Source organism: Pseudoalteromonas sp. SG44-8 (assembly GCF_014164125.1).
Taxonomy (GTDB): Bacteria; Pseudomonadota; Gammaproteobacteria; order Enterobacterales; family Alteromonadaceae; genus Pseudoalteromonas; species Pseudoalteromonas rhizosphaerae.
Window position 1 is genome coordinate 26123 of sequence record NZ_JACJEQ010000026.1, and the last position, 20061, is coordinate 46183.

16 protein-coding genes are annotated in these 20061 nt (G+C 41.0%); 12 read left to right on the top strand and 4 right to left on the bottom strand.

Translation table 11 applies throughout. The annotated features are described in order from the left end of the window. Nucleotides 1–25: 25 nt before the first annotated feature. Nucleotides 26–3316: a TonB-dependent receptor gene (locus H5163_RS16685; protein WP_182735573.1), complete on the bottom strand. Its 3291-nt coding sequence runs from the start codon at nucleotides 3314–3316 to the stop codon at nucleotides 26–28. 516 nt (nucleotides 3317–3832) lie between these two features. Here H5163_RS16685 and H5163_RS16690 point away from each other — a divergent pair. From H5163_RS16690 to H5163_RS16700, 3 genes are read left to right on the top strand one after another with little or no spacing between them, the layout of a single operon-like run. Next, nucleotides 3833–4405, top strand: a complete 573-nt coding sequence (locus H5163_RS16690; RefSeq protein ID WP_145240567.1) for an RNA polymerase sigma factor — start codon at nucleotides 3833–3835, stop codon at nucleotides 4403–4405. Further along, on the top strand, nucleotides 4398–5507 hold the full coding sequence (locus H5163_RS16695) for a FecR family protein (RefSeq protein WP_145240565.1): 1110 nt from the start codon (nucleotides 4398–4400) through the stop codon (nucleotides 5505–5507). Before H5163_RS16690 ends, H5163_RS16695 begins: the two co-directional genes overlap by 8 nt. Nucleotides 5508–5537: 30 nt before the next feature. Then, complete coding sequence (locus H5163_RS16700) at nucleotides 5538–6977, top strand: sugar porter family MFS transporter (RefSeq protein ID WP_220493069.1); 1440 nt, start codon at nucleotides 5538–5540, stop codon at nucleotides 6975–6977. 45 nt (nucleotides 6978–7022) lie between these two features. Here H5163_RS16700 and H5163_RS16705 read toward each other — a convergent pair whose 3' ends face one another. The 3 genes from H5163_RS16705 to H5163_RS16715 all read right to left on the bottom strand — a co-directional run bounded on the left by H5163_RS16705 (nucleotide 7023) and on the right by H5163_RS16715 (nucleotide 10450). Continuing rightward, on the bottom strand, nucleotides 7023–7499 hold the full coding sequence (locus H5163_RS16705; protein WP_182735574.1) for an FKBP-type peptidyl-prolyl cis-trans isomerase: 477 nt from the start codon (nucleotides 7497–7499) through the stop codon (nucleotides 7023–7025). A 2-nt stretch (nucleotides 7500–7501) separates the two neighbouring features. Continuing rightward, nucleotides 7502–9910 carry a Lon protease family protein gene (locus H5163_RS16710; protein ID WP_145240561.1) on the bottom strand — a complete coding sequence of 803 codons (2409 nt, stop codon included), beginning with the start codon at nucleotides 9908–9910 and terminating at the stop codon, nucleotides 7502–7504. Between the two features lie 81 nt (nucleotides 9911–9991). Further along, nucleotides 9992–10450: a zinc ribbon-containing protein gene (locus tag H5163_RS16715; RefSeq protein WP_145240558.1), complete on the bottom strand. Its 459-nt coding sequence runs from the start codon at nucleotides 10448–10450 to the stop codon at nucleotides 9992–9994. 175 nt (nucleotides 10451–10625) lie between these two features. On the opposite strand from H5163_RS16715, the gene leuS reads away from it, so the two are divergent. From leuS to H5163_RS16760, 9 genes are read left to right on the top strand one after another with little or no spacing between them, the layout of a single operon-like run. After that, on the top strand, nucleotides 10626–13214 hold the full coding sequence (gene leuS / locus H5163_RS16720) for a leucine--tRNA ligase (RefSeq protein ID WP_145240556.1): 2589 nt from the start codon (nucleotides 10626–10628) through the stop codon (nucleotides 13212–13214). A gap of 2 nt (nucleotides 13215–13216) precedes the next feature. Further along, entirely contained in the window at nucleotides 13217–13711 is a 495-nt protein-coding gene (gene lptE, locus H5163_RS16725) for an LPS assembly lipoprotein LptE (RefSeq protein ID WP_145240554.1), read from the top strand. After that, a complete protein-coding gene (holA, locus tag H5163_RS16730) occupies nucleotides 13711–14748 on the top strand; it encodes a DNA polymerase III subunit delta (RefSeq protein ID WP_145240552.1) in 1038 nt (345 codons plus the stop codon). The genes lptE and holA overlap by 1 nt, the downstream gene beginning before the upstream one ends. Before the next feature lie 16 nt (nucleotides 14749–14764). Next, a complete protein-coding gene (nadD, locus tag H5163_RS16735) occupies nucleotides 14765–15400 on the top strand; it encodes a nicotinate-nucleotide adenylyltransferase (RefSeq protein ID WP_182732179.1) in 636 nt (211 codons plus the stop codon). A gap of 53 nt (nucleotides 15401–15453) precedes the next feature. Next, complete coding sequence (gene rsfS, locus H5163_RS16740) at nucleotides 15454–15771, top strand: ribosome silencing factor (RefSeq protein WP_145240548.1); 318 nt, start codon at nucleotides 15454–15456, stop codon at nucleotides 15769–15771. A gap of 36 nt (nucleotides 15772–15807) precedes the next feature. Continuing rightward, nucleotides 15808–16278, top strand: coding sequence for a 23S rRNA (pseudouridine(1915)-N(3))-methyltransferase RlmH (gene rlmH / locus H5163_RS16745; protein WP_145240546.1), 471 nt, complete (start codon nucleotides 15808–15810; stop codon nucleotides 16276–16278). 9 nt (nucleotides 16279–16287) lie between these two features. Further along, on the top strand, nucleotides 16288–18156 hold the full coding sequence (mrdA, locus tag H5163_RS16750) for a penicillin-binding protein 2 (RefSeq protein ID WP_145240545.1): 1869 nt from the start codon (nucleotides 16288–16290) through the stop codon (nucleotides 18154–18156). Continuing rightward, nucleotides 18153–19259, top strand: a complete 1107-nt coding sequence (gene rodA, locus H5163_RS16755) for a rod shape-determining protein RodA (RefSeq protein WP_145240543.1) — start codon at nucleotides 18153–18155, stop codon at nucleotides 19257–19259. Before mrdA ends, rodA begins: the two co-directional genes overlap by 4 nt. Then, nucleotides 19259–20032, top strand: a complete 774-nt coding sequence (locus tag H5163_RS16760) for a septal ring lytic transglycosylase RlpA family protein (protein WP_145240541.1) — start codon at nucleotides 19259–19261, stop codon at nucleotides 20030–20032. The genes rodA and H5163_RS16760 overlap by 1 nt, the downstream gene beginning before the upstream one ends. Nucleotides 20033–20061: the final 29 nt, after the last annotated feature.

The window sequence follows — 20061 nt, forward strand, 5'->3', positions numbered from 1 at the left end:
GTCACTTTATTTACCCGATTAATGCCTAGAAATTACCGCGAATACCGAACATGAAACGTCGACCGCTGTCTTCAATTTGTAGCATTTGATTAGCAAAACGACCTCGTTTGTGAACATACTCTTGAGTTAGATTAATGCCTTCAATAAAGACTGTGACGTGTTCTGTTAAATCATAACTAATGTTCGCATCAAGCTGTGCATAGTCTTCTACAATAGTTACACCATCACCATTAAGTTGACTTAACGATTGCACAAAGCTGTCTCGCCAGTTGTAAGCTAAGCGAGCTTGAAAAGAATCATTTTCATAAAAACCTACCACATTATATGAATCACTTAAGCCTGTAAGAGCAAACACTTGAGTAATATCTGCAGCATCTAACTCTTTGTTACTATCCACAATAGTGGCATTAACCATAAAACCAAAGCCATTGTCGAAAGTATGCTGTAGAGCAACCTCCCACCCATCAACAATTGCTGATTCACTGTTATTTGGTATGGTATTGGTAAACACCGCCGTGGTGTCTGCTGGATCTGGACTATCAACATCATTACCTGTGGAAGGATCAGTAAGTAGACCGCCACCGGGCAGTTCAAAGGTTAAGTCTTCAGTGGTATTGATAATAAAATTAGCAACATTTTTTCTAAAATAACCTGCCGATACATAACTTGCATTGCCGTAGTACCATTCAAGAGATAGATCTAAGTTATCAGAAGTAAAAGGAGCTAACGCTGGATTACCAGAGCTGGATGTTAAATTGCCACCTTGCCGCGTTGTTTCTATCACTGTTACCGGTGACATACTATCGAGCGTCGGTCGAGTGATTGTTTGTGATACCGCAGCACGGGCAATTAAGTCATCATTGATTTCGAGCTTAAGACTAAAATTAGGTAAAATGGCTTCATAGTCAGAATTAGCTGAAATAGATTGAACATTGCCATAATTAGCTAACATTTCTGTTTTATCTAAAATTGACAATGAGTTAACTGGTTCATCGCTTCCGTTCACTTCAACATCAGTCGTTTCATACCTAAACCCAGCTGAGGCAAACAAGGGCATACCCGCAAGCTCTGATTCAAAATCAAATTCGCTATACAAAGCAATTGTGCCTTCTGTTATTTCAAATGACTTATTACGCTTTACTGCATCAAAGCTAATTGGCTGCCCATTTGCAGCGGCATATTGCTCAAGATAAGCAAAGTTTGCTTCACCATCATGTGCAAGCCAAGATGTTGGCATACGACCACTGCCACTGACGTTATCTAAAAAGTCATCGCCGGCATCAAATACAAACTGTGCGAGTCCGTCCATACTAGGCATATCTGGGTAACCACAGAAAGTACAATGTATACCTACACCTTCATTATCCCAACGTTCAAGACTTTTAGTTTCGGATGAATACATTGCGCCAAATTTTACGGCTACAAGACCCGTATAACCATCGTTGTACCATGTACTATCCCAACGAAATTGATCAACGGTATCTTCGACCGCCCAGCCACGACGCAACATAACATGAGCTCGGCTATTTGCCGGATCTAAATGATTTGAGACCCCATCAGGGCTAATTGCCGGGTTATATGCGCTGCCATCTAGCTCCTGTTGACCACTGTAAATACTGTCATCAGCCGATGCAAACTCACTCGCATAAGGTAAGATCCCTTGATCAACTTGAAAGCGCACACGGTTTGCATAACCAATCAAAGATAACTGATCACCTCGGCCATTATTTGCTTCACGCTCAGCCTTTGAATGACTTAAATCAAAATTCATTTTTAAATTATCGTTTACGTGCCATTGTAAATTAAGCCCAAGCGCACTGGAGTTTGTTAAACGATCGAATTTTTTAGCGTGCATATCCGTTGCAAGCCCGACTTCTTGATAAAGATCAATCACCGTGCCATTTTCGTCAACAGTTGGTCCATCAGCATTACCAAACCCTTCTAAATTGGGTGCAGTAAACCAGTGTCCATAAGACGTTGTATCGGCTTCAACATCAAAATCAGAATACAGTGCATCGCCAGTAATCACTACATCATCAGACGGGGCATATTGAATAACTAAATTAGCATTGGTGCGAGTGCGCGTCTCTGTGGTTACTTTATGATCATAATTACGGGGAGAAAAAATATTGCCAGTATAAGCTTGTCCGCTTTGTGTTTGCGGCTTAGGCACGCCAACATTTTCTAACCAGCCATCTACTTGTGCTTGATTTAACCGGGTTCTACGTTCTTGACGTGACACAGCAAATAACAAACCTAGGGTATCGTCATTAAATGTATTACTAATTAATCCTGATACCTCTGGCGTTGTTTCTTCACTATTGTCGTCATAAATACCTTTTATGCTGCCGGCTACTTTAAAGCCATTAATAGCAAATGGACGAGCGGTATTTACATTGATTGTTGAGCCTATACCGCCTGACTGCTTTGTTGCGGTTGATGTTTTAAATACATCTAAACTCTTTACCAGCTCCGACGCGATAGTATCAAAACTAAATGCTCGGCTTTGGTTTTCAGATGCCATTTGGCGGCCATTGACTAACACGGTATTAAATTGCGGGCCGAATCCCCGTACCGTGATTAATTGCCCTTCCCCGCCGGAACGGTCAATCGAAACACCGGTGATACGTTGCAATGACTCAGCTAAGTTAGTATCGGGGAATTTACCAATATCTTCTGCTGAAATAGAATCGACGACTCCACCCGCTTCACGTTTAGCATCCATTGCGCGTCCAAGTGATCCTCTTATTCCTCTTACTTCAATTATTTCAGGTCCTTGTTCTGCGGTATCGGCTACTGCAGGTAGTGTAACGCTACTAAGCACTGCGAGTACGGCACTCGCCACCCCGTTTTTTTTATAATTAGTCATGTTGTCATTTCTCTCGAAGCGTGGATCTATCGAAATAGATATTTGCCCATCTTCGCTGACATGTGATTGCAAGCCTGTCCCTGCAAGTAAACTATTTAATGCAGTTATTATTGAATACTCACCAGTAATATTATTAGTCTGCAACTGTTGGATTTTATCCAACGGAAACAACAAGGTAATATCAGCTTGCTCTGCAAAATTAATCAGCGATAGATCAGCCCTTTGTCTTGGAATATCAAACATAATCTTGCCATTTTTGGTATTTGCTTGAGCCTCTGTATTAAACAAAGTAAAAACCAAAACCAGTACACAAAAATGAAGCTGAGATGTTTGATATTTCATGTGCATGGTTTTTCGCCATACACAAAACAAAGACGAGTGAGTTTTTATTTTCCCCCATAAATATTTTCGATTATTTACAAATAATATATATTTTTGACTAGTCATACTGAAAATTGCTAAGCCTTTTTGTTTTTATTATTACTAAAATACAACGGCGAAATATTCAATTTTGAATAATGTTTCGCTTGCAAAGTAATTGCTGTTTTTATCCGCTAAACCCATTTCTAAAATTGCTGCATATCGTCAATTAGAACAAGTAATTAAAAAGTTTAAATCGTATTTAAAGTATCTATTTGGGTGTAAATATCTAAGTACTTAGTGATGTAAATTAAGATAATTTTTACGCTGTTTTTTTAACAACCAAAGAAGCACCATACGATGCTAAGTAGCTTAGCGCCAAGACCCGAACTCTTGATTGCTAAAAACTGTAGTACAATTAACACTGTAATTACAAGCTTTAAGCAAAACGAGAAATAGACCGGTAAAGGGCAATGGGTAACGTTATATTAAAAAAATGCGATTAAATGGTTTTTGCCTAGTGGATTTTTTTATCTCAATCGTCTTACTAAGTATTGGCATAAAAATAATAACAGCAGAGCTAAATCCGATGAGAAAACGTTAATGACGAAAGACACACTACTTCACAAGGCTTATTTAGTCTCAAGAAAAAGCATTTCGCGAGTTGTGGCTAAAATTGTGCCACCTCATGAAATTGAAGATATTGTGCAAGAAACGTATGTGCGTATATGCAAAATTGAAAACAGCGACAATATTAACTCTCCCAAGTCATTTATCTATAAAACTGCGCGTAATTTAGCATTAGATTATCAAAAACAGGCCAATATACGCTTGGTCGACGGTATTGATAATATGGAAGCGCTTGAGCAACTTCTGTGTGAACAATACAAAGATGAGATGTATGAGAGCACACTTACCGATAATGAATTTTCGAATTTTTGTGAAGCAGTAAGATTGCTTCCGATACAGTGTCGAAAAGTATTTGTATTAAAAAAAGTGTATGGCTATTCGCAGCGTGAAATAGCTGCACAATTGGAGCTTAGTGAAAGTACCGTGGAAAAGCATATTGCAACAGGCATGAAAAGATGTACGCTGTTTATGCGTCAATCAAATAAAAGCACCTATAATGAGCCAGCCCCTTCAGCAAACCTCAGTGCAGGAGGCAAATATGAGTAACATTCATCAGATCCATCAATCTTCCCAAGATAGTAATCAAGTTGAAGATGAACGCTTAGATCAAGCGAGTGAGTGGCTAGCCAAACTTGACCGAAACCTTAGCAGCGATGAAAAAGAAGCACTTAAAGCTTGGCTTGGAGATTCTTACAAAAATGTTGAGGTTCTGCTAGAAGTTGCACAATTGTGGGATAAAATGAGTGAGTTAAGTCGTTTATCAGACTTATTTCCACAAGCATCAAAACAACAACAAAAACTCCCTGTGTGGTTAGGCGCAATAGCAGCATCCATTTTATTGGCTGTTGCGCTTAGCTTTTTTCAAGAAACATTTAATTTTTCGCTGTTTAACCAAGCGAATAAATCTGCGGTAGTAGCAAAACAATTAAACTTTCAAACTGCGATTGGAGAAAGTAAAGATATTATTTTGCCTGACCAAAGTAAAATAACACTCAATACAAATAGTTTTGTCCATATTAAATACACTCCATCAGCCCGAGTAATCAATCTTCTTCGTGGTGAGATCCATATTGATGTCGCACATGATACCTCACGGCCTTTGAGTGTCGTCACTGGTAATAAAATAATCCAAGCCGTTGGAACTGCGTTTAATGTAGAGGTAAACAATAAACAAATAGAACTTATTGTTACCGATGGAAAAGTATTAGTTGCTCAGCAGTATACAACCGCTGTACCTAACCTCTCAAATAATGGCACTTCTAGAGTTGCAAAAGATGTATCGCTGCATTCCACGCCGGTATCAAAGGGTGAGAAACTCAATTTAGACTTTAAGGGTGAAATTACCAAAAAAGTTGAAAAAATTGACGCGATTGATGTGGCAGCAAACTTATCTTGGCGTCAAGGGAGTATCATTTTCAGAGGCGAATCACTTAGCGACGCAATGACCGAAATTAGCCGCTATACCAATATTAACTTTGAGCTTGCTGATGACGAACGTTTGAAGCAAGTACACGTTGCAGGCATGTTCAAAACTGGCGACGTTAAAGGTCTACTCGAAGTGCTTAATAATAACTTTAATATTAGTTATGAAAGAGTCAGCCCCGATAAAATCATGTTAAAATATGCGTCGCCTCACACTACTATATAATTCGTTACAACAATAACCAGGTATATCACCATGACAACACCTTTATCGTCGGGCAAGATTAATAGCCCGAATCACTCTTTATCAACAAACACCCATTCTCTACTTTACGTTATATTTATATCTGGCGTTGCAGCAATTGGTGGCTTTTTATTTGGCTTTGACTCCGGGGTTATCAACGGAACTGTGTCGGCGCTTGGCAAAACATTTAACTCAAGCAGCGTCGCAACAGGGTTTAATGTTGCGTCGGTTTTACTGGGTTGTGCTCTTGGTGCGCTGATTGCGGGCCCGCTTGCTGATAAATTTGGCCGCCGCTCAATTATGATCATCACTGCAGTAATATTTGCCATTAGCGCGTTTGGTTCAGGCATTGCAGACAGCTCCGCTGAATTTATTTTTTATCGTCTATTTGGTGGTCTCGGTATTGGCGCTGCATCTGTATTGGCACCCGCTTACATTGCTGAAGTCGCACCTGCGGCTTTGCGTGGACGATTAGCAACACTGCAACAATTAGCGATTGTACTTGGCTTATTTGCTGCTTTTTTAAGTAACTACCTGATCGCTTCGGCGGCAAACGGCGCTGAAGGTATTTTTATTCTTGAGCTGGCGGCTTGGCGCTGGATGTTTTGGGCAGAACTTGTACCTGCAGGATTATTTCTGTTGGGAGTATTATTTATACCAGAGTCGCCGCGTTATTTAGTTGCCCAAGGCCAATTAGAAAAAGCCAAAGCTGTATTTAAAAAAATATCTAATGATGATGCCCAATCACAAATAAACGATGTTAAGCAGTCACTTCATGGCGATAAAAAACCAAGTATTCGTGACTTATTTATTGACGGTAAAAAGAAAATACACCCAATTGTATGGGTTGGTATCGCTTTGTCTGTTTTTCAGCAATTTGTAGGCATTAATGTGGTCTTTTATTACGGCTCTGAGCTTTGGCAAGCAGCGGGTTTTGATGAATCACAATCTTTATTCATCAATGTATTAGCGGGTACTACCAATATTTTATCTACTTTTATAGCAATTGCGCTTATCGATAAAGTAGGCAGAAAACCATTATTACTAGTAGGTAGTATTGGTATGTTTATTAGTTTAAGTGCATTAACTTATACCTTTGGTAGCGCAGGCCTCGATGCGGCAGGTAAACTTGCATTAACTGACAGTATGGGCACGTTTGCACTTATCATGGCTAATCTCTTTGTGGTATTTTTTGGCTTAAGCTGGGGACCTGTTGTATGGGTACTATTAGGCGAAATGTTCAATAATCGTATTCGAGGGGCTGCTTTAGCTGTTGCAGCAAGTGCGCAATGGCTTGCCAACTTTACAATTACCATGACCTTCCCGATTATGCTCGGTAGTATTGGTTTAGCTGGTGCCTATGGGTTTTATGCTATTTCGGCCTTTATTAGCGTATTTTTTATTGTTAAATATATAAAAGAAACACGTGGTATCAAGCTAGAAGCCATGTAAAAGTTGTTTAAAATGGCGAATGTATTTATTTCGCCATTTTTTCAACTAAGACTCTACTTTAAGTAATTCAACTTCAAATATAAGTAAAGAGGCTGGAGGAATACTGCCAACACGTTTTTCACCGTAAGCTAATTGATGAGGGATATAAAAGGTGTATTTATCGCCTTCACTCATCAGTTGCAAGCCTTCAGTCCAGCCTTTTATTACCTGATTTAAACCAAAACTGATTGGGCTATTACGCTCAACAGAACTGTCAAATACACTGCCATCTAGCAAAGTACCGTGATAATGCACATTCACCATGCTAGTTGGGCTTGGTCTTGCCTCACTACCACTGCTGCTAACAACTTTATATTGCAGACCAGATGCGGTCTCAATAACCCCTTCAACCTTGCTGTTTGCCACTAAAAAGTCGGCTTCGATTTGCGCATTAGCGACCGCTTGTTGCTTTACTTTTTTGCTATTTTGAAAAATCAAAAAGCATAAAATGGCCATGATAATCGCCAAAATAATGTTGATCATGATTATTCTTTCTCGTGTTCTTTTTCGTCGTTATCGCCATTAACGATATCTGCAATTTCACTTAAACGGGCTAAGGCAATGCCGTTAACTGAGTTTTCAGGATATTGCCCGTCGCTCAACTCGCCTGCTGCAATATCCATCAGTAAATTAAGCGCTTGGTCAACCGTTTCAACTGCATAAATATGAAACTTGCCAAGCTCTACTGCATTGAGGATCTCGTCATCAAGCACTAAGTTTACTTGATTTGATTTAGGAATTATTACTCCTTGCGCAGACGTTAAACCACGCATTTTGCAAAGCTTAAAAAACCCTTCAATTTTTTCGTTTACACCGCCAATGGCTTGCACGTCACCGTGCTGGTTAATTGAACCAGTCAGTGCAATTGACTGGCTAATAGGTAAGCTAGTAATTGCAGAAATAAGCGCACACAACTCAGCTAATGACGCACTGTCGCCATCAATGTAGCCATAACTTTGTTCAATGGCGATATTAGCACTGAGCGTTAAACTAAATTGCTGCGCATATTTATTACCTAAATAGCCAGTCAGTAGCATGACACCTTTGGAGTGAATGGCTTTACCCAGCTCAGCTTCGCGCTCAACGTCAATTACCCCATCCGCACCAGCGTAAACCGTGGCGGTGATCCGTGCCGGAGTACCAAAAGAAGTATCGCCAATGTGTAATACTGTTAAACCGTTTACTTTACCTACAGCATGACCGTCGGTGGCAATTAAGGTATGCCCTTCTTTGATATCGCTGAGCATATTTTCGCTAATTTGCCCAGTACGATATTGCTTGCCTTCAATCGCTTCATCAATATGATGGGCATCAATTAAAGTTAAGTTATCTTGCTTGGTATAAAAGCTGGCTTCTGCCACTAGCTCTAACACATCAGCAAAACGAGCTGAAAGCTTATTGTGATGTTCTGCTTGGCGGTAGCTAAATTTCAGTAATCGTGCCATCGCTGACTCAGTTAGACTACACTTTAGCGTCTGCTCACAGTACTCAATCACTTTAGTGATAAATTGATACTGTAATTTATCACTGCTTGGCAGGTAATAATCAAAATCGGCTAACACTCTAAACAGCTCAGCAAACTCTTCGTCATATTCACCGATGGTGTAATACAACTCACGCGAGCCGAGTAAAATAATTTTTACATCAAGCGGGATCAACTGTGGACGCAAGGTAAAGCTACTGCCAACAGCACTATCTTGATACGGTAAATCATTTTTGATTTGATGAGTTTTTAATGACAGCTTTAAACCATCCCACACTTGTGGATTAGCCATCACTTTTTCAGCGTCCATAATCAAATAACCACCGTTAGCGCGATGCAGTGCCCCCGGCTGAATCGATCGATAACTGGTGATCAATGAGCCTTGTGAAGTAGCATATTCAATTTTGCCAAAAATATTACCAAAGGTAGGATTTGGCTCATACACCACAGGGGCAGCATCACCTTCTTTAAATTCAACTAAAATATTAGGTGCAAAAAAGTCGGTAAGCATCCCTTTACGGTCAAAATCTTCTTTGTTTTCGTCGCTAACATCTTCATCATCGAGCCACTCAAGTACCGCATCAATAATTTCCACGCGGATGTCTTTTAGATAGCGTAATACTCCAATGTGCGCAGCATATTTATGTTCAAGATCTTTTAGTAATGGCTTAGTAGCCAGCTCTGCGGTGGATTTTTTTAAATTACGGAGTTTTTCAGATGATTCACGTTTCCAACGAGGCAACTCAATCAGTGCCTCAATGAGTGCATCTTCGAGTTTTTCAATTACTTCATAAAATTGTTCACGCAATTCATCATCAAGCTCAGCAAATTCAGCATCGCTTAGTTGTTTGCCATCAATCAGCGGGGCAAATCCAACCACACTTTTTTCTTCAATTAAGGCAACACTTTGCTCAAGCGCGGCAATTTCCACAGCAGTAATTGCGCTATCGTAAGCGTCGTTAAATTCACGGTCGATTTTTTTCTTTTTACGCTGGTACGCTGGGTTATCAAACGCTGCAGGAAAGGTGTCGAGTACTTCATCAATAAATGAGTCAATATCATCAGCTAACTGTTTACTTTGACCTGCTTGTAAAAACATTGCGATAGGCTCGCGGTGGTCGTCATAATTATTAACGTATAACCACTCATTTGGTGTTGGCCGGCCTTTGCTGTGTGCTTGAAGTTTATCTTTGACTAAGGTAAACCGACCATGCGCGGCCTCCCCCATTACATACACATTGTAACCAGGTAATTCCATCCCTAACGAGAAATCAAGCGCACTTTGCGCCCGCTGTTGACCGATGAAAGTCAAGGTTTCAGGATATGGATTGTTCATGCACGTTTGTACATGATTAAGTGAAATTGTCGGCGCAAGGGCCGACACAGATAAAGGCAGCAGTTTCTTCGTCATTCTAACTTCTTTTTATACCAACATATTCGTTGATTTTGTAAGGTGGCATCAGTGCACTAAAAGGCACTGTTCACTAACTATTTAAGGTTGTAGTGCCTTGCGGCTAAAGTAGATACCATCACATTGCGAACACGCTGTAATTTGCGTAGCGTGGTAAATATCATAACTATATTGGCAATTCTTACATACTAATGTGCCCATGGCTATCCATTCGCCTTGGTGATATACCCCATTGTGCTTAAAATCTTGATTTAATGCTTGCCACTCAAGTTGAGTTTTGTCTTCGATATGTGAAAGTTCAAACCACAAAGACTCTTTAAGCTCTTGCCATGCAAGGGAACCATAGTGTTGATCGTGCTCTTGGATGTGCTCAATATCGCGCTTTAAATATTCACTGTATAAAGTTAATTTTTCTTGTCCTAAATCTTTTAGCGCTTGTTCAGATTCAATAAACTTATCCATCGCATCTTTTAGCTCATGATCTTTTACGTCTTTTAACCATGTGCTCAAATCTGTTAACCACGTCTTATAATCAGCCATTGTTTACTCCTTCAGAACTGTGTTTAGCGAACCTATACCTTACACAAGTATAGGTTAACCTGCCCTGAAAACTAATTTCATATAAAATCCACTGATTTGACGCTGTGATTAGTGCTTTTTTTGGGGTATCCTAACGGCAATTTTTTATTAGTTTGCAAGAAGTCTGGAACCGTAGATGCAAGAGCAATATAACCCGCAAGACATAGAGTCAAAAGTCCAAGCCTACTGGGAAGAAAACCAAGTATTTAAAGCCACTGAAGACGAGAGCAAAGAAAAGTATTATTGCCTTTCTATGTTCCCTTACCCAAGCGGCCGACTCCACATGGGTCATGTGCGTAACTACACGATTGGTGATGTTGTTTCTCGTTTCCAACGCTTGCAAGGCAAAAACGTAATGCAACCTATGGGTTGGGACGCGTTTGGTCTACCGGCTGAAAATGCGGCAATTAAAAATAAAACTGCGCCAGCAAAATGGACCTACGAGAACATCGATTACATGCGTACCCAACTTAAGCAATTAGGTTTTGGTTATGACTGGGATCGTGAGATCGCAACTTGCCATCCAGAATATTACAAATGGGAACAGTGGTTCTTCACTAAGCTTTACGAAAAAGGCCTAGTGTACAAAAAAATGTCAACGGTAAACTGGGATCCAGTAGACCAAACAGTACTTGCTAACGAGCAAGTTATTGATGGTCGCGGTTGGCGTTCAGGTGCTGTAGTTGAACAAAAAGAAATTCCACAGTGGTTTATTAAAATCACTGACTACGCGCAAGAGCTACTTGACGACTTAGACAAGTTAGAAGATTGGCCAGAGCAAGTTAAAACCATGCAGCGCAACTGGATTGGTCGCTCTGAAGGGTTAGATATTGAGTTTAAACGCACCGATAACAACGAAACATTCAGCGTTTATACCACTCGCCCTGATACCTTTATGGGTGTGACTTATGTTGCTGTTGCAGGCGGACACCCTATCGCACAAGAAGCAGCTAAAAATAGCGACGCTGTGGCACGCTTTGTTGATGAATGCAAAAACACCAAAGTAGCTGAAGCTGATATGGCGACGATGGAGAAAAAAGGCATCGCAACGGGCTTTTTTGCTACTCACCCACTTACCGGTGAGCAAGTACCAATTTGGGTTGCCAACTTTGTATTAATGCATTATGGCTCAGGTGCTGTAATGGCCGTACCCGCGCACGACCAACGGGACTTTGAATTTGCTACCGCTTACGGTTTAGACATCAAACAAGTCATTGCACCTGTCGCAGGTTCAGATCTTGAAGTAAACCTAAATGAAGCGGCATTCACTGAAAAAGGTGTGCTGGTAAATTCAGCTGAATTTGATGGCCTTGATTTTGATGGCGCATTTAAGGCTATTGCTGACAAACTTGAAGCACTGGGTGTTGGTGAGCGTAAAGTAAACTTCCGTTTACGTGATTGGGGTGTTAGCCGTCAGCGTTATTGGGGTTCACCAATCCCAATGTTAAGCGATGAAAACGGTAACGAACTTGCTGCGACTGAAGATATGCTGCCGGTGCGCTTACCAGAAGACGTGGTAATGAACGGTGTAACATCGCCAATCAAAGCAGATCCACAATGGGCTAAAACCACAGTTAATGGCGCACCTGCGTTTCATGAAACTGACACTTTTGATACGTTTATGGAATCATCTTGGTACTACGCACGTTACTGTAGTCCACGCCATGACAAAGGTATGCTAGATCCAGCTGCGGCAAACTACTGGTTACCAGTAAACCAATACATTGGTGGTATTGAGCACGCTATTTTACATTTATTGTATTCGCGCTTTTTCCATAAATTATTACGTGATTTTGGCTTAGTTAATTCAGATGAGCCATTTGACCGCTTATTATGCCAAGGCATGGTACTTGCCGAAACATTTTATCGTAAAGATGAAAAAGGTGGCGACATTTGGATTTCCCCTAGTGATGTAAATACTGAAACAGACGACAAAGGCCGCGTGACTAAAGCATGGCATAAAGTTGACGGCGAGCCAGTATTCTCATCAGGCATGAGCAAAATGTCTAAATCAAAAAATAACGGTATCGACCCGCAACAAGTTATCGCTCAATACGGCGCTGATACGGTACGTTTATTTATGATGTTTACCGCACCGCCAGAGCAAACGCTTGAATGGTCTGATTCAGGTGTTGAAGGGGCACATCGTTTCATTAAACGTGTATGGAAATATGCGGTTGATGTGAACACTGTTGGTTTCCAAGCATTAGACAAATCAGCATTAAACAACGAGCAAAAAGTGCTTCGTCGTGAGCTGCACAAAGCAATTGCAAAAGTGACTGATGATGTTGAACGTCGTCAAACATTCAACACTGCCATTGCGGCAATCATGGAAATCTCAAACAAATTGTTAAAAGCACCTTTAGCTGACAAACAAGATGTAGCGATTGCCAACGAAGCGCTTGAAGCGCTGCTAATTATGCTTGCACCAATTACGCCGCATTTGTCACATCAATTGTGGCAAGAATTGGGTAAAGAAGGCGATATTTTAGATGCGTCTTGGCCCGTAGTTGATGAGTCTGCCCTTGTTGAAGATGAAAAACTGATCATCGTGCAAGTTAACGGTAAACTACGCGCAAAATTAACGGTGCCAGCTGATGCTACTAAAGAGCAAGTAGAAGCACTAGCATTTGCTGAACCTAACGTATCTAAGTTCACTGATGGCGTAACAATCCGTAAGGTTATTTACGTACCAGGTAAACTACTTAACGTGGTTGCTAACTAATTATGGCTGCTATTCATGCCATTAAAAACGGACTAGCCTTAGCGCTAGTCTGTTTTTTGTTATCTAGCTGCGGCTTTCACCTTAAAAAAGCCTCAAGTCTGCCTGATGACTTGGCCACCTTAACTTTAAACGGTGATGATGAAAAATCAGCGTTATTTGCGATGCTTGGCAAAGAACTCACATTGAGCAAAGTTGAGTTACTCGACACGCCTAAGAAAAACGTCGCTCAGCTGTATTTATATAAAGATCGTCTTGAACGCCAAACCTTATCATTATTTAAAAATGGTCAGGTTGCCGAGTACGAGTTAGCTTATAGTGTTCGCTACTTACTCAAGCGCCCAGGCAAAGAAGCAATTGAACAACGTTTTGAGCTTTATCGTAATTATCAAGACGACCCAGATAACGCTTTAGCAAAAGCAAAAGAGTTAGAGTTGCTACTGAATGAAATTCGCATGCAAGCTAGTCGTCGTATTGTTAGAGAGCTGTCGCAACTATAATGCGCTGTTATGCGAATCAATTACCCAATGAATTAAAAAAAGGCTTACAGCCTTTTTATTTAGTATTTGGTGAAGAACCCTTTCAAGTAGCACAATGCGCTCAACAAATTCGTCAGATTGCGAAACAGCAAGGTTTTGATGAGGTTGTTAAATTTACCTTAATGCCCGGTTTTGATTGGCAAGAGCTAATAGCGCAATATCAAAGTATGTCGTTATTTAGTGCTCGTACTTTAATCGAGCTAGACCTTAATTTTCAAAAGCCAGGTATTGTTGGTAGCCAAACGTTTAAACAGCTCGTAGCACTAAACAACCCCGACACCGTACTTATTGTAAAAGGGGCCAAGGCCAGTCAAGATATTCAGCGCAGTGCTTGGTTTAAGTCGTTAGATAAACTGGGCGTATTTGTACCCTGCTACCCCCTGACCGGCAATCATTTAAGCCGTTGGCTTGATGAGCAGTGCCAGCGCTTAAAAATCAATATGCAAGCAGATGCCAAACGCACCCTAATTGATGCTACTGAAGGTAATTTGTTAGCGTGTTTTCAAGAGCTCGAAAAGCTGTCGTTATTGCATGGCACTGCTATGATCGATCAACAGCAGGTTTTACAAGGCCTACTTAATCAAGCCAAGTTTGATATTTTTGATTTAAGTGATGCACTGCTACAAGGTAATAGTCGCCAAGCAATTAAAGTATTAAATAAACTCGCTGGCGATAACACTGAAGCTGTGAGTATCTTATGGACCATTACTAAAGAAGCAAATACCTTACTAAGCCTACAATTAGGCTTACAACAAGGTGAACAACTGGCAACGCTATTTAAACAAAAAGCCATCTGGAAAAATCAGCAAGGGCCGATTCAACAAGCACTTAATCGTTTGTCGATACATACTTTAGAGCAAATCACCCAGTTGCTCGCACAATTTGATGCCAGCTATAAACAAGGTAATTTAATCAAGCCTTATCAGGCTTTGGCACATATTTGTTTGGTGTTTTGTCAGCCATTGGTGATCCCACTGCCTGCGCACCCACTTAACTAATTATTAGGCGTTTATAATGATTGCACTGTTTGGTGGCACCTTCGACCCTGTTCACTTAGGCCATATAAATATGGCGAAGCACTGTGTAAAACACTTTAATTTAGCGACTTTATACTTTATGCCTTGTGCTATTCCAGCTCATAAGACTGCACCTGGGATAAGTACGCAGCATCGCATCGCAATGCTCAATGCAGCGATTGCACCTTACCCATATTTTCAACTCGATTTACGCGAACTCAATCGCAGTGGCCCGTCATATTCATTATTAAGCCTGCAAGAGATCCGCATACAATTTCCAGATCAACCATTATTATTTTTAATTGGCATGGATTCGTTTAATAACTTAGATAAATGGTTTGAGTGGCAAACAATTACTCAGCTTTGTCATATTGTGGTATTTCAACGCCCGGGCCTAAAATGCACTGCCCATGGCGAGTTACTCGCATACCAACAAGCCGCAGAATGTAGTAATAGCGCAGAGCTTACAACGCAAGCTGGTGGAAAATTATATTTTTTAGCTGGCGAAGAAATGGCTATTGCCTCAAGCGATATTCGCAAGGCGATTAAAAATGCCATAGATTACAATGAACTTCTTCCTACTGGCGTGAGTCAGTATATTCAATCACAGCAACTTTATCTAAGTGATGAATAAATACCAGTTGCGTGATAAAATAACAGCTATTCACTTTTAAATGAGATAACACCTTGGATACGAAACAACTACTCGCCTTTGCAATAGACAAAATTGACGATATGAAAGCACGTGATGTGGTTAATATTGATGTAAGCGCAAGCTCAGACATCACCGATTTTATGGTCGTGTGCTCTGGTACTTCGAAACGTCATGTATTGTCAATTGCTGATCATTTAGCAAAAGAAGCTCGTCACGCAGGTCAAGAGCCTCTAGGTTATGAAGGCCAAAGCGATGGTGAATGGGCACTGGTTGATTTAGGCGATGTAATCGTACACGTAATGCAAGATCAAGCACGTAGCTATTACGACCTCGAAAAACTATGGAGCTAATTGCTCACTAATTTTACTAGAGCTTGGATGTAACACGTGAAAATACAGATGATTGCCGTTGGCACCAAAATGCCAGCGTGGGTAGAAACGGGTTTTGCACAATATCAGCGCCGCTTTCCAAAAGATATGGCGCTGGAGTTAATTGAAATTCCCGCAGGTAAACGTGGTAAAAATGCAGATATTAAACGTATTTTGCATATTGAAGGCGAAAAAACCTTAGCCGCTATCCCTAAAGGCAATCGTATTGTTACGCTTGAGGTAACAGGCAAAGCGCTTGATACTCACCAATTAGCAAAAGACATGGAGAAGTGGCAACTGGATGGCCGCGATGTAAGTTTGCTAATTGGCGGCCCTGAAGGCTTAGCACCAGAATGTATTGCTGCCTCAGAGCAAAAATGGTCATTATCAAATTTGACCCTACCACATCCATTGGTGCGTATTATTGTTGCTGAAAGTCTATATAGAGGCTGGAGCTTAAACAATAACCACCCGTATCATCGCGAGTAACATTTACTCATGCGCAAACACAGACCCACAATTAGAGACCACTCAGCAGAAGCTAACCTATTTGCTCGTCGCGCCTTTGTGGGGTTTGTATTTGTTACTATTTTAGTCGCGGTTTTACTTTCCAATTTATATACCATTCAAGTTGATGATCACCAAGATTATCAAACACGTTCTAACGACAATCGCATTAAAGTTATTCCTATTGCTCCTAACCGAGGCCTTATTTATGACCGCAATGGTGTGTTGCTTGCTGAAAATAAACCGGTTTATAATTTAGAAGTCATTCCTGAAGAAGTTGACGATCTTGATGCATCACTGTCAGCACTGACACAATTTATTGATATCTCAGAGCAACAAAAAAACGATTTTCTTGATGATATAAAGCATAACCGTCGCTTTAAGAGCCAAGTATTAAAAGCACGTTTAAACGAACAAGAAGTAGCGCGTTTTTCAGTTAATCAGTATAAATTCCCTGGGTTTAGTATCGAAGCACGTTTGGCACGCTACTACCCGTTTGCAGACACCCTAACTCATGCGTTAGGTTACGTCGCTAAACTCAATAAAAAAGAACTGGCTCAGCTCGAATCACAAGAGCAAGGTACTAATTACCGTGCAACCCATGATATTGGTAAACTCGGTATTGAGAAATATTATGAACAACTGCTGCATGGCCAAGTAGGCTCGCAGCGGGTTGAAGTCAATAATCGTGGTCGTGTCATTCGTACCTTAAGCATGACTCCTCCGCAACCAGGTAATGATTTAGTGCTCACCCTTGATGTTGGCTTGCAGCAGATTGCCCAACATGCACTTAAAGATATGCGTGGCGCTGTAGTCGTCATGGACGCTAAAGACGGTGGCGTGTTAGCGCTGTATTCTAATCCCAGTTATGATCCGAACTTATTTGTTCACGGTATTAGCAGTAAAAACTATAAAGCCCTATTAAACCCTGACCGACCTCTTATAAATAGAACCACACAAGGACGTTATGCACCAGCATCGACGGTAAAACCTCACATGGCAGTTCTTGCTCTTGAAGAAGGTCTCGTTACCGAGCAAACGTCAATGTGGGATCCTGGCTTCTTTCAAATTCCGAATGTTGATCATAAATGGCGAGATTGGAAACGTTGGGGCCATGGTCATGTTGATGTTTACAAAGCCATTGAAGAGTCGTGCGATACCTACTTTTATGATGTCTCTTATCGATTAGGGATCACAAAAATCAGTGATTTTATGGCACAGTTTGGCTACGGTGATTTAACCGGCATTGATATTCATGAAGAAACCACGGCTATTTTGCCCTCAAAAGAATGGAAAGAAGGCCGTTTTAAAGAATCATGGTGGCGTGGCGATACAATCTCAGTTGGCATTGGCCAAGGTTATTGGACCGCAACCCCCCTACAAATCGCAAACGCGATGAATATATTAGTGAACCGTGGAATTAACCACCCACCACACTTAGTACAAGTTGTGAAAAAAGACGATGAAGTTACACAAATCAATAATGAAGAAAAACCCCCGATTTTTTTAAAAGAACCTCACCATTGGCAAATCGCTTTAGATGCTATGCATAACACAGTACAAAAAGCCTCTGGTACCGCTCACAAAGCATTTAAAGGAACAAATTACGATTCAGCAGGTAAAACAGGCACCGCACAAATAGTCAGTATTGCTCAAGGTGAACGCTACGATGCAAAATCCCTCAAAGAGCGTCAACGTGATAACACTATCTATGTAGGCTTTGCACCTTATGAGGATCCCAGAATCGTTGTTTCTGTTGTTCTAGAAAACAATCATGGCGGTGTGCAAATTGCTCGCCAACTAATGGATTACTACTTTGCTGCAAATCCCGTTAATCTTGCCAGGAATAACACACCATGACTACTCTACATGATGGTCGTTCAATCTGGGTGCGTATGCATCTTGACTTGCCGCTACTACTGGCATTGCTATTAATGATGGCAGGCAGTGTAACCGTTGTTTATAGCGCCAGTGGTCAAGACCCGGCAATGATGATCCGCCATATTACCAGGATGGGCGGTGCAATTTTAGGCATGCTTATTTTGGCGCAATTTTCACCAGCGACCTTAAAGCGTTTAGTTATTCCTTTATATTGTGCTGGATTACTGATGCTAGTTGCGGTGCTGTTATTTGGCGTCAGCTCCAAAGGCGCTCAGCGCTGGTTAGATTTAGGTATTACCCGTTTTCAACCTGCTGAATTAATGAAAATAGCCGTGCCTATGATGGTGGCTTGGTATATTGGCCGTAATCATTTACCGCCTAGAGCACTACACTTAGTTGTTGGTTTTACCATTGTTATGGTTCCCACACTCCTGATCAAAGAGCAGCCCGACTTAGGCACATCTATCTTAATCGCCAGTTCAGGGATATTTGTATTATTTTTGTCTGGTCTAAGCTGGCGATTAATCGGCTTTTTGAGCGCTTTGGTTGCTTTAGCTGCGTGGCCTTTTTGGCATTACGGTATGCATGACTATCAAAAACAGCGGGTACTAACTTTGTTCAATCCAGAAAGCGATCCTCTTGGCTCTGGTTACCATATTATTCAATCAAAAATAGCTATCGGCTCCGGTGGTATTGAAGGTAAAGGTTGGTTGCAAGGCACCCAATCACAATTAGAATTTTTACCCGAACGCCATACTGATTTTATCTTCTCTGTACTTAGTGAGGAGTTTGGTCTTTTTGGTGTATGTGTTTTATTATGCATGTATCTATTCATCATTGGTCGCGGTTTATATATCGCGGTTAATGCCCAAGATGCATTTGGTAAATTACTGGCAGGTGCACTGACCCTGACTTTTTTTGTTTATGTATTTGTAAATATTGGCATGGTATCAGGGTTACTGCCTGTAGTGGGTGTACCATTGCCATTAATAAGTTATGGCGGTACATCGATGGTTACCTTAATGGCTGGATTTGGCATTATTATGTCTATCGCAACTGATAAAAGGATGCTATTAAAGTAATGCGTTACTGTCTAAAGTTGTTCAGTTGTTCATGGTTAATGATTGTTTTAAGCGCTTGTAGTTCCTCAGGCATAAATCACAGTGACCGGTATAGTATGCGCCATGATTCTGCACCACTTCGCGCGCCAACTGAATTAGAAATGCAAGATGCCATAGTCACTAAAGTTACCAAAAGTGCCAGTGCTGGCCGCGCTTACACCGTTAATGGCAAAAACTATACTCCGATGCTGGATGAAACTGGCTATAGCGAAGAAGGTATCGCCTCATGGTATGGGCGCAAATTTCATGGTTACCACACCTCAAATGGCGAAATATATGATATGTTCGCGATGACTGCCGCTCATAAAACGTTACCCTTACCAAGCTTTGTAAAAGTAACCAACACCAGTAATGGCAAGTCTGTGATTGTCCGTGTAAATGATCGTGGCCCATTTCATGATGACCGCTTAATCGATTTATCCTATGCAGCAGCGTATAAACTTGGTTACTATCATCATGGTACAGCCAAGGTTAAGCTTGAGGCTATCACAATGCCCGATTCGACTGCGCGTTTGAGTTATATTCAAGTCGCTGCAGGCAGTACCTTAGAAAATATTGAAGCATTAGCGTACACCCTACGCCAGCAATATCAATTACCCACTAATATTGTGGAAAAAGATGCTATTTATAGGCTGCGTTTAGGGCCAATTAAAAATGCTGAGCAAGCTCAGCAAGTACTTGAAAAATTAAAACAGGATCAATTTCAAAACGCGTTCTTGCTTTATAGTGAATAACACCTTTAGAATGAGGTAAACGCGAATCT